Consider the following 16,452-nt stretch of genomic DNA (forward strand, 5'->3'; position numbering starts at 1 on the left):
GATGCCTATTACTCCACTCCCCCAACTGCGCGCATAGGTGAAGCTTTCCTACGAAGCTGTAGGCGCCTTCATCAATTGCCGTCGAGCAGCGCTTGGCGTGCAGATGCGCGAATCTTGCGTTTGCTACGCTGCACCCCATAAGCACCAAGCAGCGGACCAACAGCCAGGCCCACGACCAGAGCCGCAAGCACAGGTACCGCCACAGGCAAGGCCGGAGCCGACCAACCGAAGAGCACCAGTGACACGGCCTGCTGATTCTCCAGCACGAAGAACAACACGACAGCCGCCAGCAGCAGCACAAACATCGCCGCCAGGGCGCGCTTCAGGTTACGCATCAGACTGCTCCTTCTGACTCAAGTGTGCTCGTGCTCTTCTTCGTTGACCCGGTCACGCAGCTCTTTGCCCGGTTTGAAATGCGGCACGAACTTGCCTTCGAGCTCGACCGACTGGCCGGTCTTGGGGTTGCGACCTACCCGCGGAGCGCGATAGTGCAAGGAGAAACTGCCGAAACCGCGGATTTCGATACGATCTCCGGTGGCCAGGCATTGGGACATCTGTTCAAGCATGGTCTTGATGGCCAACTCCACGTCCTTGGACGAGAGCAGCCCCTGATGGGTGACAATACGTTCGATCAGCTCCGACTTCGTCATATTTTTCCCTTCGTTATCAAGCAGCTAGATCATTGCTTAATCAGTTTGTAGCACGCCCGGAAGGATTTGAACAGGGTGGTTCTTGACTTAATAAAAAAATTCAAGATTGGATTGTTAAGAAATAAGAGCTGACCCCCTCTTTTGGGGGGCATGCCGTTGTTGCTAGAGGCAGCGTTGATGTCATAAATCGGAAATGTAGCCAGCGTATACGTGAAAATCGTCAGCGCGACACACCTAAGCCTTGTAGGATTTGTCATAATCGCGAGTAAGACGTATCTGCTTTGATCTGACTTAAAGCGGATTCCAAAATACCTATCCTACCTTGCTCGTTGAGTCGTACTCACAAGGATCGTTTATGCGGATCTCTCCCCTTTCGCTCGCACTTGCGACCCTCTTAAGCACCTCGGTCAGCTTTGCTCAATCCGGCGGCCAGCCGCAGCCTTGGGACAATGAGCCATCAGAGTTTCTAGGCGTCCCGTTTCAGGGCGACTTCAAAGCCCAGGTTCCCGAATGCCCTGACAGCAGCCCACGCCAAGCGACGCTGTGCCGGACAAGCACCACGGATCCTGACAAGTATGAGATTCACGGATTGCCCTACCTTCCGATCAGTTCTGGATACCAGCTTTTCGCGGCCGTGAAAGACGACGCTGTCAGTCAGCTGATGTTGACCGGCAATTCCAGCAGCCTCGAATTGGTCAATGATTTTCTGACGGATACCCTGGGGCAACCTAGCTCGAGCTTGAGCCGCCGGATCCAGCTAAGCTCGGGTGCTTCCTATGAGATGAAGACCATCTCGTGGCAAGGCAAGCGAGTCGCAGTGCATTTCCAGCGAAACGAAAGCGACCTGAGTCGCTATACCGTCACGTTCACACCTTCGGCAGCAGACCTCAAAACCTTGGGCGCTAACTCGGCAGTCGGCACCCCAAGCGAACAAACTGCTGCTCGCTGAGCTGGAGAGCCCAAGGGCTTCCCCCGTGCTCTCGGTGGCTTGACGCCGTATTAAACCGCCCTGCACGAAACACACTACATCCACGAAATCGCAGGCAAAAAAAGGGTGGCCCGAAGGCCACCCCTTTTTACCGATCAAACAGAACTCAGTTCTGCTTGGCCATTGCTTCGCGCAGCAGCGCAGCCATGGTGGTGTCGGCAGCCGCTTCCGGAGCGTTTTTCAGGCTCTGGATGGCTTCACGCTCTTCAGCGTCGTCTTTCGACTTGATCGACAGGCTGATGACGCGCGATTTGCGGTCAACGCTGATGATCTTGGCTTCGATCTCTTCGCCTTCCTTCAGGACGTTACGCGCGTCTTCAACGCGGTCACGGCTGATTTCGGAAGCTTTCAGAGTGGCTTCGATGTCGTCGGCCAGGGTGACGATGGCGCCTTTGGCGTCAACTTCTTTCACGATGCCCTTGACGATAGCGCCCTTGTCGTTGACAGCAACGAAGTTGGAGAACGGATCGTCTTCCAGCTGCTTGATGCCCAGGGAGATGCGCTCGCGCTCTGGGTCAACCGACAGGATGACGGTTTCCAGCTCGTCGCCCTTCTTGAAACGACGTACGGCTTCTTCGCCGGTTTCGTTCCAGGAGATGTCGGACAGGTGAACCAGGCCGTCGATGCCGCCGTCCAGACCGATGAAGATACCGAAGTCGGTGATCGACTTGATGGTACCGGTGATCTTGTCACCCTTGTTGAACTGGCCGGAGAAGTCTTCCCATGGGTTGGACTTGCACTGCTTGATGCCCAGGGAGATACGACGACGCTCTTCGTCGATGTCCAGAACCATGACTTCCACTTCGTCGCCAACCTGAACGACTTTCGACGGGTGGATGTTCTTGTTGGTCCAGTCCATTTCGGAAACGTGCACCAGACCTTCAACGCCTTCTTCCAGCTCAGCGAAGCAGCCGTAGTCGGTCAGGTTGGTAACGCGAGCCTGTACACGGGTACCTTCTGGGTAACGTGCAGTGATAGCGACCCACGGATCTTCGCCCATCTGCTTCAGACCCAGGGAAACGCGGTTGCGCTCACGGTCGAACTTCAGAACGCGTACGTCGACTTCGTCGCCAACGTTAACGATTTCCGATGGGTGCTTGATGCGCTTCCAGGCCATGTCGGTGATGTGCAGCAGGCCGTCGATACCGCCCAGGTCCACGAATGCGCCGTAGTCGGTGAGGTTCTTGACGATACCTTTGACTTGCTGGCCTTCCTGCAGGGTTTCCAGCAGGGCTTCGCGCTCGGCGGAGTTCTCGGCTTCCAGCACGCTGCGACGGGAAACGACAACGTTGTTGCGCTTCTGGTCCAGCTTGATGACCTTGAATTCCAGCTCTTTGCCTTCCAGGTGGGTGGTGTCGCGCACTGGGCGGACATCAACCAGGGAGCCCGGCAGGAACGCACGGATGCCGTTAACGTCGACAGTGAAGCCGCCCTTAACCTTACCGTTGATAACGCCCTTGACCACTTCTTCGGCGGCGAAAGCTGCTTCCAGAACAATCCAGCACTCGGCGCGCTTGGCTTTTTCACGGGACAGTTTGGTTTCGCCAAAGCCGTCTTCGACCGCGTCCAGCGCAACGTGAACTTCGTCACCGACCTTGATGGTCAGCTCGCCAGCTTCGTTGTAGAACTGCTCGAGCGGGATGACGCCCTCGGACTTCAGGCCAGCGTGTACGGTAACCCAGTCGCCGTCGATGTCGACAACGATACCGGAGATGATGGCACCCGGCTGAAGATTGAGGGTTTTCAGGCTTTCTTCAAAGAGTTCTGCAAAGCTTTCGCTCATTTTAATTCCTGTAGATTCGGGCGAAACAGACGCCCATCGCCACATTCCAGACAATGTGGGTTTGTTTTAAGTAAAGGAAAGCCGGCAGGACGTTGACTGGTGCCCCCGCCTGCTCTCCTGGCTATCAGACCAAGTCGCGCTGGGCGAGCTCGCTCCTGATACGTTGCAACACCTGCTCGATGGACAACTCGGTAGAGTCCAGCTGAATGGCATCGGCCGCTGGTTTCAGCGGGGCCACTGCACGCTGGGTGTCACGTTCATCACGCGCACGAATCTCATCTAGCAGACTCGACAGACTAACATCTTCGCCCTTGCCCTTCAACTGCAGGTAGCGGCGACGGGCGCGCTCCTCGGCACTGGCGGTGAGGAACACCTTCAGCGGCGCGTCCGGGAACACCACGGTACCCATGTCGCGACCGTCTGCAATCAGGCCTGGCATTTCACGGAACGCCCGCTGGCGCTCCAGCAGCGCATCACGCACTGCTGGCAGCGAGGCGACCATCGAAGCACCGGCACCGACGGTTTCGGTACGGATGACCTGGCTGACGTCCTCGCCCTCGAGAATTGTCTGTTGAAGCTTACCGGGCTGGGCGGCGATGAACTGCACATCCAGATGGGCGGCAAGCTTCGTCAGCAGCTCTTCGTTGGTCAGGTCGACGCCGTGATTGCTGGCGTTGAAGGCCAGCAAGCGGTAGAGCGCGCCGGAATCCAGCAGGTGCCAACCGAGCTCGCGGGCCAGCAGCCCGGCGACCGTACCTTTACCGGAGCCGCTCGGGCCGTCGATGGTGATGACCGGTGCCAGGCTATTCACGCTTTGCCCTCTTCGGCGACGCGGATGCCGACGTCGGCGCACAGCTTGAGGAAGTTGGGGAACGAGGTGGCGACGTTGGCGCAATCATGGATGCGGATCGGCGCACTGGCACGCAGCGAGGCAACGCTGAAGGCCATGGCGATTCGGTGGTCACCGTGACCGTGCACTTCGCCACCGCCGAGCTGGCCGCCGTCGATGATTATGCCGTCCGGGGTCGGCTCGCACTTGATGCCCAGGGTAATCAGGCCGTCGGCCATGACCTGGATGCGGTCGGACTCCTTCACCCGCAGCTCTTCGGCGCCACGCAGCACGGTACGCCCTTCGGCGCAGGCAGCGGCAACGAACAACACCGGGAATTCATCGATCGCCAGCGGCACCAGCGCTTCAGGGATGTCGATACCCTTGAGCTTGGCACCCCGTACGCGCAGGTCGGCCACAGGCTCGCCACCGACTTCACGCTGGTTTTCCAGGGTGATGTCGCCGCCCATAAGGCGCAGGATGTCGATCACGCCGGTACGGGTCGGGTTGATGCCAACGTGCTCGAGCACCAGCTCGGAGCCTTCGGCAATCGACGCAGCCACCAGGAAGAACGCCGCCGACGAGATGTCTGCCGGCACTTCGATACGGGTAGCGGTGAGCTTGCCACCGGATTGCAGCGAAGCGACCGGGCCGTTGCTCTCGACCGCGTAACCGAAGCCGCGCAGCATGCGCTCGGTGTGGTCACGGGTCGGGGCCGGCTCGGTGACGGTGGTCTTGCCTTCGGCATACAGGCCCGCCAGCAGCAGGCAGGATTTGACCTGGGCACTGGCCATCGGCAGCGTGTAGGTCAGCGCCTTCAGCTTGCTACCGCCACGAATGGTCAGTGGCGGACGGCCGTCCGGGCCAGTCTCGACCACCGCGCCCATTTCGCGCAGCGGGTTGGCCACGCGGTTCATCGGGCGCTTGGACAGCGAGGCGTCGCCGGTCATGGTGACATCGAACGGCTGGCCGGCCAGCAGGCCGGAGAGCAGGCGCATCGAGGTGCCGGAGTTGCCGACGTAAAGCGGTCCAGGTGGCGGCTTGAGGCCGTGCAGGCCGACGCCGTGGATGGTCACGCGGCCATGGTTCGGGCCTTCGATGACCACACCCATGTCACGGAATGCCTGCAGGGTCGCCAGGGCGTCCTCGCCTTCGAGGAAACCTTCGACTTCGGTCGTGCCTTCGGCCAGCGAGCCGAGCATGATCGAACGGTGGGAAATCGACTTGTCGCCCGGTACGCGGATTCGCCCGGTCAGGCGGCCACCCGGTTGGGCCAGGAAAATCAGATCGTTGGCGTTCATAGCGTCCACATAGGCCCGGCGGGCCAGGATTTTACTGAAATGCTCGCGGGCAACGCGTGCACGAGTGAAAACACCCAGCAGCTGGTGCCCGTCCCCAGCATCGACTGCGTCGCGCAAGGCGTCGAGGTCGCTGCGAAATGTGTCCAGGGTGCGCAGGACTGCCTCGCGGTTGGCGAGGAAGATGTCGTGCCACATGGTCGGGTCGCTACCGGCGATCCGCGTGAAATCGCGGAAACCTCCCGCAGCGTACCGGAAGATGTCGAGGTTTTCATTGCGCTTGGCCAGCGAATCGACCAAGCCAAAGGCCAGCAGGTGCGGCAGGTGACTGGTGGCAGCCAGCACTTCGTCATGGCGCGCCACCGGCATGTGCTCGACATCGGCATCCAGCGCACGCCACAGGCGGTCGACCAGTGCCAGGGCGGCGGGGTCGGTCTCTTCCAGCGGCGTAAGGATGACCTTGTGCCGACGGAACAGGGCAGCGTTGGAGGCCTCTACCCCGCTCTGCTCGGAACCGGCGATGGGGTGGCCGGGCACGAAGCGCGGCAGGCGCTCACCGAAGACGGCACGCGCTTCACGCACGACATTGCCCTTGGCGCTGCCGACGTCGGTGATCACGGCATTGCCGAGGTCAAGCCGGGCCAGGCGGGCGAGGACCTTTTCCATGGCCAGGATCGGCACGGCGAGCTGAATGACGTCGGCGCCGATGCAGGCGGCCGCGAGGTCTTCTTCGCAACGGTCGACCACGCCCAGCTCGACAGCCAGCTTGCGCGACGGGGCGTCCAGATCGACGCCGACCACTTCGCGGCACAGGCCGCTTTCACGCAGGCCCTTGGCGAAGGAGCCACCGATCAGGCCGAGGCCGACTACGACCAGGCGGTTGATGATTGGCGCGGGTTTGGTTTTTGCTGCATTTACCACTGGTGCGAACCCTGTTCAGAAATCTAGGCAGTATGTGAGGCCCATTGGGGCCGCTGCGCGCCCCTTCGCGGGCGCGCCCGCTCCCACAGGGGGATGCTTATTACACCTGTGGGAGCGGGCAAGCCCGCGAAGGGGCGCGCAGCGGCCCCAAGGCCCTGAATCAAAGCACTGCCTTCGGATAGGAACCCAGCACCTTGAGCGCCACGGCCTCCTGGCTGATCTTCTCCAGTACCGCCTTGATCAGCGGGTCGCGGTGGTGACCGACGAAATCGATGAAGAACACGTAGGTCCACTTGCCGCTGCGCGACGGACGGGTTTCGATACGGGTCAGGTCGATGCCGTTCTCGTGGAAAGGCACCAGCAGTTCATGCAGCGCCCCTGGCTTGTTGCTCATCGAGACGATGATCGAGGTCTTGTCGTCGCCGGTCGGCGGCACTTCTTGCTGACCGATCATCAGGAAGCGCGTGGAGTTGTCCGGGCGGTCCTCGATCTTCTCGGCCAGGCGAGTCAGGCCATACAGGTTGGCCGCCATATCGCCGGCGATCGCCGCCGAATTCCACTCGCCCTTGACCCGCTTGGCCGCCTCGGCGTTGCTCGAAACGGCCACGCGCTCGACATTCGGGTAGTGCGCGTCCAGCCACTTGCGGCACTGGGCCAGGGACTGGGCGTGGGAGTAGATGCGAGTGATGCTGTTGGTCTTGGTGTTCTCGCCCACCAGCAGGTGATGATGGATGCGCAGCTCGACTTCGCCGCAGATCACCATGTCGTGCTCGAGGAAGCTGTCGAGGGTGTGGCTGACCGCACCCTCGGTGGAGTTTTCCACCGGTACCACGCCGAAGTTGACGGCACCGGCCGCCACTTCACGGAACACTTCGTCGATGGCCGCCATCGGGCGGCTGACCACGGCATGGCCGAAATGCTTCATGGCCGCAGCCTGGGTGAAGGTGCCTTCAGGGCCGAGGTAGGCGACCTTGAGCGGCTCTTCCAGGGCCAGGCAGGACGACATGATTTCGCGGAACAGACGCGCCATCTCTTCGTTGCCCAGCGGCCCCTTGTTGCGCTCCATCACGCGCTTGAGCACCGCAGCCTCACGCTCGGGGCGGTAGAACACCGGCTTTTCGCCTTCCGCCAGGGAGGCAGTCTTGACCCGCGCCACTTCTTCGGCGCAGCGGGCGCGATCGCTGATCAGCTCGAGGATCTTCTCGTCAAGGCTGTCGATACGTACGCGCAGGGCTTTGAGTTCCTGTTCGGACATCAGCCGTGCTCCTTCTCGAATTCGGCCATGTAGGCCACCAGGCCTTCTACCGCCTCCAGGCCCAGGGCGTTGTAGATCGAGGCACGCATACCGCCAACCGAGCGGTGGCCCTTGAGGTTGAGCAGGCCACGGGCGTCGGCGCCGGCGAGGAAAGCCTTGTCCAGGCGCTCGTCAGCCAGGCGGAACGGCACGTTCATCCACGAACGGGCGTTGTGGCTGATCGGGTTGGTGTAGAACTCGCTGGCGTCGATGAAACCGTACAGGCGGTCCTTCTTGGCGCGGTTGCGCTGCTCCATGGCCTCGACGCCACCCTGCTCCTTGAGCCATTCGAACACCAGGCCCGAGAGGTACCAGGAATAAGTAGCCGGGGTGTTGTACATCGAGCCGTTGTCGGCTGCGACCTTGTAGTCGAGCATGGTCGGGCAGCTGCTGCGGGCGCGGCCGATCAGGTCTTCACGAACGATCACCACCACCAGCCCGCTCGGGCCGATGTTCTTCTGCGCGCCGGCGTAGATCATGCCGTACTGCGAAACGTCGATCGGGCGCGAGAGGATGTCGGAAGACATGTCGACCACCAGCGGAACGTCGCCGGTTTCCGGAACCCAGTCGAACTGCAGGCCACCGATGGTCTCGTTGGACGCATAGTGGACGTAAGCGGCGTTCTTGGTCAGCTTCCACTCATTCTGGCCCGGAATGGCCAGGTAATCGTACGGCTTGGCGCTGGCGGCAACATTGACGGTGCCAAAGCGGCGCGCTTCCTCGATCGCCTTTTTCGACCAGATACCGGTTTCGACGTAGTCGGCAGTGCCGTTTTCCGGCAGCAGGTTCAGCGGAATTTCCGCGAACTGCTGGCTGGCACCGCCCTGCAGGAACAGCACCTTGTAGTTCGAGGGGACGGACAGCAGGTCACGCAGGTCCTGCTCGGCCTTTTCGGCGATGGCCACGTAATCGTCGCTACGATGGCTCATCTCCATCACCGACAAGCCCTTGCCGTTCCAGTCCAGCATCTCGGCCTGGGCGCGCTGCAACACAGCGTCAGGAAGCGCGGCAGGGCCTGCGCAGAAGTTAAAGGCTCGTTTGCTCACATCCACTCTCGCTCTGCCAAATAGAACAAAATCTTGATTCGGTTGCTACATATCCTGCAGGAACCGTGGTGCCTGCATCGCGAGCTGTGCTCGCTCCTACACAGTCAAACGGGGCGACCTTGGTCGCCCCGCTCGGGTTTTACGCTTGCTTATTCCTGCGGAGCCTCTTCGGCGCCTGCAGCTTCATCATCCGGAGCATCGGCCCCGACGCCTTCTTCGTCCGTCTCGATCACATCATCGAGTTCGTCCTCGGATGGCTCCTGGATACGCTCCAGGCCCACCAGGGTTTCATCGGTGGCCAGCTTGATCAGGGTCACACCCTGGGTGTTACGACCCAGGCTCGACACTTCACCGACCCGCGTGCGCACCAAGGTGCCCTGGTCGGAAATCAGCATGATTTCCTCGCCTTCCTGCACCTGGATGGCGCCGATCAGCAAGCCGTTGCGCCCCTTGGTGCCCATGGCGATCACGCCCTGGCCGCCACGCCCGCGACGCGGGAACTTGGACAGCGGGGTGCGCTTGCCGAAGCCACGTTCCGAAGCGGTGAGGATCTGCGCCCCGGATTCCGGGATCAGCATCGAAATGATCCGCTGGCCCTTGCCCAGCTTCATGCCCCGTACGCCACGGGCGGTACGGCCCATTTCGCGAACCACGCTCTCGGCGAAGCGGATCACCTTGCCGGCGTCGGAGAACATCATGACTTCCTTGGCGCCGTCGGTGATTGCCGCAGCGATCAGGGTGTCGCCTTCCTTCAGCTTCAGGGCGATCAGGCCGCTGGAGCGTGGGCGGGCGAACTGTGCCAGCGGGGTCTTCTTGACGGTACCGGAGGCAGTGGCCATGAAGATGTAGGCGCCAGTCGGCTCGGCCACCCATTCAGGGGTGTCGCCGTCTTCTTCGTCAATTTCTTCCGCCTCGACGATTTCGCCCTCGATGACACCGTCGTCACCGTCTTCCAGCTCTTCTTCAGGGTCGGCGTTCTGCTGCAGGGCCTCGAGGTCGATCTGCAGCATGGCGGTGATGCGCTCACCTTCTTCCAGCGGCAGCAGGTTGACCAGCGGGCGACCGCGGGCGGCGCGCGACGCTTCAGGGATGTCGTAGGTCTTCAGCCAGTACACCTTGCCCTTGCTGGAGAACAGCAACAGGGTGGCGTGGCTGTTGGCGACCAGCAGGTGCTCGATGTAGTCCTCGTCCTTCACGCCGGTGGCCGACTTGCCCTTGCCGCCGCGGCGCTGGGCCTGGTAGGCGGACAGCGGCTGGGTCTTGGCATAGCCGCCGTGGGAGATGGTCACCACGCGCTCTTCTTCCGGGATCATGTCGCCGTAGTTGAGGTCGTGACGGGCATCGAGGATTTCGGTGCGACGGGCATCGCCGTACTCGGCACGGATCGCTTCGAGTTCTTCGCGGATCACTTCCATCAGGCGCTGGGCGCTGCTGAGGATGCGGATCAGCTCGCCGATCTGCTCGAGAATCTCCTGGTACTCGGCCAGCAGCTTCTCGTGCTCCAGGCCGGTCAGGCGGTGCAGGCGCAGGTCGAGGATGGCCTGGGCCTGCTCCGGCGACAGGTAATACTTGCCTTCACGCAGGCCGTACTGCTCCGGCAGGTCTTCAGGGCGGCAGGAATCGGCGCCGGCGCGCTCGACCATGACCTGCACGGCACTGGATTCCCAGGGGGTGGAAACCAGCGCTTCCTTGGCTTCGGAAGGCGTCGGCGAGGCCTTGATCAGGGCAATCACCGGGTCGATGTTGGACAGCGCGACCGCCTGGCCTTCAAGGATGTGGCCGCGTTCACGGGCCTTGCGCAGCTCGAACACGGTGCGGCGGGTCACCACTTCGCGGCGGTGACGGACGAACGCTTCGAGCAGGTCCTTGAGGTTGAGCAGACGCGGGCGACCATCAACCAGGGCGACCACGTTGATGCCGAACACGCTCTGCAGCTGGGTCTGCTGGTAGAGGTTGTTGAGCACCACCTCCGGCACCTCGCCGCGGCGCAGCTCGATGACGATGCGCATGCCGTCCTTGTCGGACTCATCGCGCAGCTCGGTGATGCCTTCGATCTTCTTCTCTTTGACCAGCTCGGCGATCTTCTCGATCAGGCGGGCCTTGTTCAGCTGGTACGGCAGCTCGGTGATGACGATCTGCTGGCGGCCACCGACCTTGTCGATGTCTTCGATCTCGGAGCGGGCGCGCATGTAGATGCGGCCACGGCCAGTGCGGTAGGCCTCGATGATGCCCTGGCGGCCGTTGATGATGCCGGCAGTCGGGAAGTCCGGGCCGGGGATGAACTGCATCAGCTCATCCACGGTGACGTCCGGGTTGTCGATCAGCGCCAGGCAACCATCGATGACTTCACCGAGGTTGTGCGGCGGGATGTTGGTCGCCATACCCACGGCGATACCGCTGGAACCGTTGACCAGCAGGTTGGGGATACGGGTCGGCATGACTGCCGGGATCTGCTCGGTGCCGTCGTAGTTGGGCACCCAGTCGACGGTCTCTTTGTGCAGGTCGGCCAGCAGCTCGTGGGCCAGCTTGGTCATGCGCACTTCGGTGTATCGCATGGCGGCGGCGTTGTCGCCGTCGACCGAACCGAAGTTGCCCTGGCCGTCGACCAGCAGGTAGCGCAGCGAGAACGGCTGGGCCATACGCACGATGGTGTCGTAGACCGCAGTGTCGCCGTGCGGGTGGTACTTACCGATCACGTCACCGACCACACGGGCGGATTTCTTGTACGGCTTGTTCCAGTCGTTGCCCAGTTCGCTCATCGCATAGAGAACGCGACGATGCACGGGCTTCAAGCCATCACGCGCATCGGGCAGCGCTCGCCCGACAATCACGCTCATCGCGTAGTCGAGGTAAGACTGTCTCAGTTCGTCTTCGATATTGACCGGGAGGATTTCTTTGGCCAGTTCGCCCATGAGAAGCCTGATTCCTTTTTCTGGTGAAACTTCGCAGCTCCATCAAGGGCCGAACGAAGCTCGCCGCCGCAACGCATAGGGGTGCGACGACTTACGACAAATCAATGAGTTGTTGCATGGATCTGCGCAATGAAGGCCGCCTTCTTGGGCGGTCCTGGAAACTGCCGGATGTTATCACAAAGGCGGGGCGGTGGGGAGATATGGCAGGTGGCCTCAGGCCGAGGATTTTCGTTGCCCGTGCCGGCCTCTTCGCGGGCTCGCCCGCTGCCACAGAGGACCGCACCTCCCTGTGGGAGCGGGCGAGCCCGCGAAGAGGCCGGTACAGGCAATGATCAATGCAACCGCTTGCGACACATCAGTTGGGCCAGCTTGGCGGTATCCGGCCGCTCGACGATGCCGCGCTCGGTGACGATCACGTCGATCAGATCGGCCGGGGTCACGTCGAATACCGGGTTGAAGGCCTCAACCGGCGGTGCCACACGGGTGCCGGCGTAGTCCAGCAACTCATCGGCCTCACGCTCCTCAAGCGGAATATCCTCACCGGTGGCCAGGTTGAGGTCGATGCTGGTGCTCGGCGCCACCACCATGAAGCGCACGCCGTGGTGCATGGCACTGACGGCCAGCTGGTAAGTGCCGATCTTGCTCGCCACATCGCCATTGGCGGCAATGCAGTCGGCGCCGACCACCACCCAGGTGATGCCCTTGGTCTTCATCAGGTGGGCCAGCGCCGAGTCGGCACACAGCGTCACCGGGATGCCCTCCTTGGCCAGCTCCCAGGCGGTCAGGCGCGAGCCCTGCAGCCAAGGGCGTGTCTCCCCGGCGTACACCCGCTCGACCATCCCCTCCAGATAACCGGCGCGAATCACCCCCAGGGCCGTACCGATACCACCACTGGCCAGGGCGCCGGCGTTGCCGTAGGTCAGCAAGGTCTGCTCGTTGCCCTGATGGCGACGGATCAGCTCGATACCGTGCTGGGCCATGGTCAGGTTGGCTTCGCGGTCACTTTCATGGATGGCGATCGCTTCGGCTTCCAGCGCGGCCAGCACGTCTTCGGCGCCACGCACCCGCAGCAGTCGCTCACGCATGCGGTTCAGCGCCCAGAACAGGTTGGCCGCGGTGGGCCGGGCTTCGGCCAGGCTGAGGAAGTCCTCTTCCAGGTCCATTTCCCAGTCGCCCCCCTGGGCCAGGCGCTCTTCCAGGGCCAGGACCAGGCCATAGGCAGCGGCAATGCCGATGGCAGCGGCGCCACGCACAGCCATGTCGCGGATCGCCGCCGCCACCTGCGCGACATTGTCGCAGGTCAGCCAGCGTTCTTCCGACGGCAGCAGGCGCTGGTCGAGCAGGTGCAGGGCGCCGCCTTGCCAGCGCATCCCGGTCACCTTCTCCGCCGCCAAAAGTCGCTCGCGCATTGCCTCTCCCCGTCGTTCGGATATCAAAAGCCGGCGATTATAGCGACCCTCGGCCGCAGACGCTCGGGTATACTGCGCCCCATTTGAAGTGCAAGTTCCAGAGGATTGTTCAATGAGCAACGTCGACCACGCCGAAATCGCCAAGTTCGAAGCCTTGGCCCACCGCTGGTGGGACCGCGAAAGCGAGTTCAAGCCGCTGCACGACATCAACCCGCTGCGCGTCAACTGGATCGACGAGCGCGTCGGCCTGGCGGGCAAGAAGGTGCTGGACGTTGGCTGCGGCGGTGGCATCCTCAGCGAGGCCATGGCCTTGCGCGGCGCCACCGTCACCGGCATCGACATGGGTGAGGCCCCCCTGGCGGTCGCCCAGCTGCACCAGCTGGAATCGGGCGTCGAGGTCGAATACCGGCAGATCACCGCCGAAGCCCTGGCCGAAGAAATGCCCGAGCAGTTCGACGTGGTCACCTGCCTGGAAATGCTCGAGCACGTACCCGACCCGTCGTCGGTAATCCGCGCCTGCCACCGCATGGTCAAGCCCGGTGGCCAGGTGTTCTTCTCGACCATCAACCGCAACCCGAAGGCCTACCTGCTGGCCATCGTCGGCGCCGAGTACATCCTCAAGATGCTGCCGCGCGGCACCCACGACTTCAAGAAGTTCATCCGCCCGTCCGAGCTCGGCGCGTGGAGCCGTGTCGCCGGCCTCGAGGTCAAGGACATCATCGGCCTGACCTACAACCCGCTGACCAAGCACTACAAGCTCAGCAGCGACGTTGACGTCAACTACATGATCCAGACCCTGCGCGAGGAATGACCATGCGTTTGCGAGCAGTACTCTTCGACATGGACGGCACCCTGCTCGACACGGCGCCGGACTTCATCGCCATTTGCCAGGCCATGCTCGCCGAGCGCGGCCTGCCGGCCATCGATGACCAACGGATCCGCGACGTGATTTCCGGCGGCGCCCGCGCCATGGTTGCGGCCACCTTCGCCATGGACCCCGAGGCCGAAGGCTTCGAGGCCCTGCGCCTGGAGTTCCTCGAGCGCTACCAGCGTGACTGCGCCGTGCACAGCAAGCTGTTCGACGGCATGGGCGAGCTGCTGGCCGACATCGAAAAGGGCAACCTGCTGTGGGGCGTGGTGACCAACAAACCGGTGCGCTTCGCCGAGCCGATCATGCAGCAACTGGGCCTGGCCGAGCGTTCGGCCCTGCTGATCTGCCCGGACCACGTGAAGAACAGCAAACCCGACCCGGAGCCGCTGATCCTCGCGTGCAAGACGCTGGACCTGGACCCGGCCAGCGTGCTGTTCGTCGGCGACGACCTGCGCGACATCGAGTCCGGCCGCGACGCCGGCACCCGCACGGCGGCGGTGCGCTACGGCTATATTCATCCAGAGGACAACCCGAACAACTGGGGCGCCGATGTGGTGGTGGACCACCCGCTGGAACTGCGCAAGGTGATCGACAGCGCCCTGTGCGGCTGTTGATCCATGACGACTGACGGCTGACCCTGTGGGAGCGGGCAAGCCCGCGAAGCAGACACCCCGGTGCCTGGCACGGGCTACGCCCGTGTTCGCGGCGGTTCGACGCCTCGACACGCCCGCTCCCACAGGGATCGCATTCGCCCTCACGATCACAGGGAATATTCAATGTTCGACTACACTGCCCGCCCCGGCCTGCTCGCCGGCCGCGTCATCCTGGTCACCGGCGCCGGCCGCGGCATCGGCGCCGCTGCTGCCAAGGCCTATGCCGCCGTGGGCGCTACCGTGCTGCTGCTGGGCAAGACCGAGGCCAACCTCAACGAGGTCTATGACCAGATCGAGGCCGCCGGCCACCCGCAGCCCGTGGTGATCCCATTCAACCTGGAAACCGCCCTGCCCCATCAGTACGACGAGCTGGCGGTAATGATCGAAGAGCAGTTCGGCCGCCTCGACGGCCTGCTCAACAACGCCTCGATCATCGGCCCGCGCACGCCGCTGGAGCAGCTGTCGGGCGACAATTTCATGCGCGTGATGCACATCAACGTCGACGCCACCTTCATGCTCACCAGCACCTTGTTGCCACTGCTCAAGTTGTCTGAAGATGCCTCGGTGGTGTTCACCTCGAGCAGCGTCGGGCGCAAGGGCCGGGCCTACTGGGGTGCCTACGGGGTGTCGAAGTTCGCCACCGAAGGGCTGATGCAGACCCTGGCCGACGAACTGGAAGGCGTGGCACCAGTGCGCTCCAACAGCATCAACCCCGGCGCTACGCGCACGGCGATGCGGGCCCAGGCGTATCCGAGCGAGAACCCGCAGAACAACCCGCTGCCGGAAGAGATCATGCCGGTCTATCTGTACCTGATGGGGCCGGATAGCAAAGATGTGAACGGGCAGGCGCTCAACGCGCAGTAAGGCTCGAGATTGCCGGGGCTGCCTTGCAGCCCTTTCGCGACACAAGGCCGCTCCTACAGGGGAATGCGATCCGGTGTAGGAGCGGCCTTGTGTCGCGAAAGGGCCGCAAAGCGGCCCCAGAAATTTCAGCCAGCAGCCAAGGCCGGGCGCAGGCGCCCTTGCTGGCGCCCTTCCAGTTGCATGCACCGTTCCAGGAACAGGTACATGCAGTCATAGCTCTTGCAGATGGCCTTGCGCAGTTCGGTGCGCAGCCCCAGGGTCGGGTTCTCGCCCGCCAGCGTGCAGATGATCTCCAGCGCCTCCCAAGGGTGCGCGTCGTCGTACTGGGCATGCATCTTCAACCACTTCATCGCCCGCTTGCGCTGATCTTCCGGGAACCCCATGGCGTAGGTGTCTGCAGCGCAGACCACCGCCGACCACTCGCCCGTCGCCCCTTCGATCGCATAATTGGTCGCCGCCATGGCAATCGCCAGCGACTCGGTGGTGCACACCCGCCAGCACCAGTCGTTCAGCCCGTTCAGTTCTGGCGGTACATCCTGCGCCTGCAGCTCGTGCAGGTGCACGCCATGGGCCTGGCACCAGTTGACCCAGTAGTCGGCATGGTTGAGCTCGACGCGGATGTTACGCATCAGCCAACGCCGCGCCATGTCTTCGCCAGGGTGGCGGGCATAGCGGGTCTTGGTCAGGTTATGGGCCATGTACAAGGAAAACTGCTCGACCACCGGCCAGCCACCGATCAGGTACTGGCGAATGGTCGACTGGCGCAGCTGGCCATCGCGCAGACGCTGGTAGAACTCATGTTCGACCACCCGTCGCTTGCTTTCGCGGCAATCTTCGATCAGTTGCTGGGCCCACTGGGGGTAGCTGGCCGGGTCCATCAAGGGCCCGATACGTACGAATGCATCAATCACTTTTCAGCTCCTTGATCCTTGTG

General features: G+C 62.6%; 14 protein-coding genes. 4 read left to right on the top strand and 10 right to left on the bottom strand.

Going from position 1 to position 16,452, the window contains the following annotated elements:
* Window positions 1-71 precede the first annotated feature (71 nt).
* Window positions 72-335, bottom strand: coding sequence for a lipopolysaccharide assembly protein LapA domain-containing protein (locus tag ACTORR_RS06945; protein WP_054886606.1), 264 nt, complete (start codon window positions 333-335; stop codon window positions 72-74).
* A gap of 18 nt (window positions 336-353) precedes the next feature.
* Complete coding sequence (gene ihfB, locus ACTORR_RS06950) at window positions 354-650, bottom strand: integration host factor subunit beta (protein ID WP_054886605.1); 297 nt, start codon at window positions 648-650, stop codon at window positions 354-356.
* A gap of 355 nt (window positions 651-1,005) precedes the next feature.
* Between ihfB and ACTORR_RS06955 the strand changes: the two genes are divergently transcribed.
* Window positions 1,006-1,599: a hypothetical protein gene (locus tag ACTORR_RS06955; protein ID WP_054886604.1), complete on the top strand. Its 594-nt coding sequence runs from the start codon at window positions 1,006-1,008 to the stop codon at window positions 1,597-1,599.
* A gap of 145 nt (window positions 1,600-1,744) precedes the next feature.
* Here ACTORR_RS06955 and rpsA read toward each other — a convergent pair whose 3' ends face one another.
* The 7 genes from rpsA to mtnA all read right to left on the bottom strand — a co-directional run bounded on the left by rpsA (window position 1,745) and on the right by mtnA (window position 13,130).
* On the bottom strand, window positions 1,745-3,421 hold the full coding sequence (gene rpsA, locus ACTORR_RS06960) for a 30S ribosomal protein S1 (RefSeq protein ID WP_012313291.1): 1,677 nt from the start codon (window positions 3,419-3,421) through the stop codon (window positions 1,745-1,747).
* A gap of 124 nt (window positions 3,422-3,545) precedes the next feature.
* Window positions 3,546-4,232, bottom strand: coding sequence for a (d)CMP kinase (cmk, locus tag ACTORR_RS06965; RefSeq protein ID WP_054886603.1), 687 nt, complete (start codon window positions 4,230-4,232; stop codon window positions 3,546-3,548).
* A complete protein-coding gene (locus ACTORR_RS06970; protein WP_313364214.1) occupies window positions 4,229-6,436 on the bottom strand; it encodes a bifunctional prephenate dehydrogenase/3-phosphoshikimate 1-carboxyvinyltransferase in 2,208 nt (735 codons plus the stop codon). The genes cmk and ACTORR_RS06970 overlap by 4 nt, the downstream gene beginning before the upstream one ends.
* A 193-nt stretch (window positions 6,437-6,629) precedes the next feature.
* Entirely contained in the window at window positions 6,630-7,724 is a 1,095-nt protein-coding gene (pheA, locus tag ACTORR_RS06975) for a prephenate dehydratase (RefSeq protein ID WP_085675434.1), read from the bottom strand.
* The gene (gene serC / locus ACTORR_RS06980) at window positions 7,724-8,809 is read right to left on the bottom strand and encodes a 3-phosphoserine/phosphohydroxythreonine transaminase (protein ID WP_054887178.1); all 1,086 of its coding nucleotides are present in this window, start codon (window positions 8,807-8,809) and stop codon (window positions 7,724-7,726) included. Before serC ends, pheA begins: the two co-directional genes overlap by 1 nt.
* A gap of 149 nt (window positions 8,810-8,958) precedes the next feature.
* Entirely contained in the window at window positions 8,959-11,721 is a 2,763-nt protein-coding gene (gyrA, locus tag ACTORR_RS06985) for a DNA gyrase subunit A (RefSeq protein ID WP_054887170.1), read from the bottom strand.
* A gap of 332 nt (window positions 11,722-12,053) precedes the next feature.
* Entirely contained in the window at window positions 12,054-13,130 is a 1,077-nt protein-coding gene (gene mtnA / locus ACTORR_RS06990; protein ID WP_054887172.1) for an S-methyl-5-thioribose-1-phosphate isomerase, read from the bottom strand.
* Window positions 13,131-13,242: 112 nt separating this feature from the next.
* Between mtnA and ubiG the strand changes: the two genes are divergently transcribed.
* The 3 genes from ubiG (at window position 13,243) to ACTORR_RS07005 (ending at window position 15,518) form a co-directional block, all read left to right on the top strand.
* Window positions 13,243-13,941 (top strand): bifunctional 2-polyprenyl-6-hydroxyphenol methylase/3-demethylubiquinol 3-O-methyltransferase UbiG, encoded by a 699-nt coding sequence (ubiG, locus tag ACTORR_RS06995; RefSeq protein WP_054887173.1) that lies wholly within the window; start codon window positions 13,243-13,245, stop codon window positions 13,939-13,941.
* A 2-nt stretch (window positions 13,942-13,943) separates the two neighbouring features.
* Window positions 13,944-14,615: an N-acetylmuramic acid 6-phosphate phosphatase MupP gene (gene mupP, locus ACTORR_RS07000; protein ID WP_054887174.1), complete on the top strand. Its 672-nt coding sequence runs from the start codon at window positions 13,944-13,946 to the stop codon at window positions 14,613-14,615.
* Window positions 14,616-14,777: 162 nt separating this feature from the next.
* Window positions 14,778-15,518 carry a YciK family oxidoreductase gene (locus tag ACTORR_RS07005; RefSeq protein WP_054887175.1) on the top strand — a complete coding sequence of 247 codons (741 nt, stop codon included), beginning with the start codon at window positions 14,778-14,780 and terminating at the stop codon, window positions 15,516-15,518.
* Between the two features lie 125 nt (window positions 15,519-15,643).
* On the opposite strand, the gene ACTORR_RS07010 is transcribed toward ACTORR_RS07005, so the two are convergent.
* On the bottom strand, window positions 15,644-16,429 hold the full coding sequence (locus ACTORR_RS07010) for a TenA family transcriptional regulator (RefSeq protein WP_054887176.1): 786 nt from the start codon (window positions 16,427-16,429) through the stop codon (window positions 15,644-15,646).
* Between the last annotated feature and the right edge of the window lie 23 nt (window positions 16,430-16,452).

It is taken from the genome of Pseudomonas sp. SAR267 (assembly GCF_052077595.1).
Classification (GTDB): Bacteria; Pseudomonadota; Gammaproteobacteria; order Pseudomonadales; family Pseudomonadaceae; genus Aquipseudomonas; species Aquipseudomonas vlassakiae.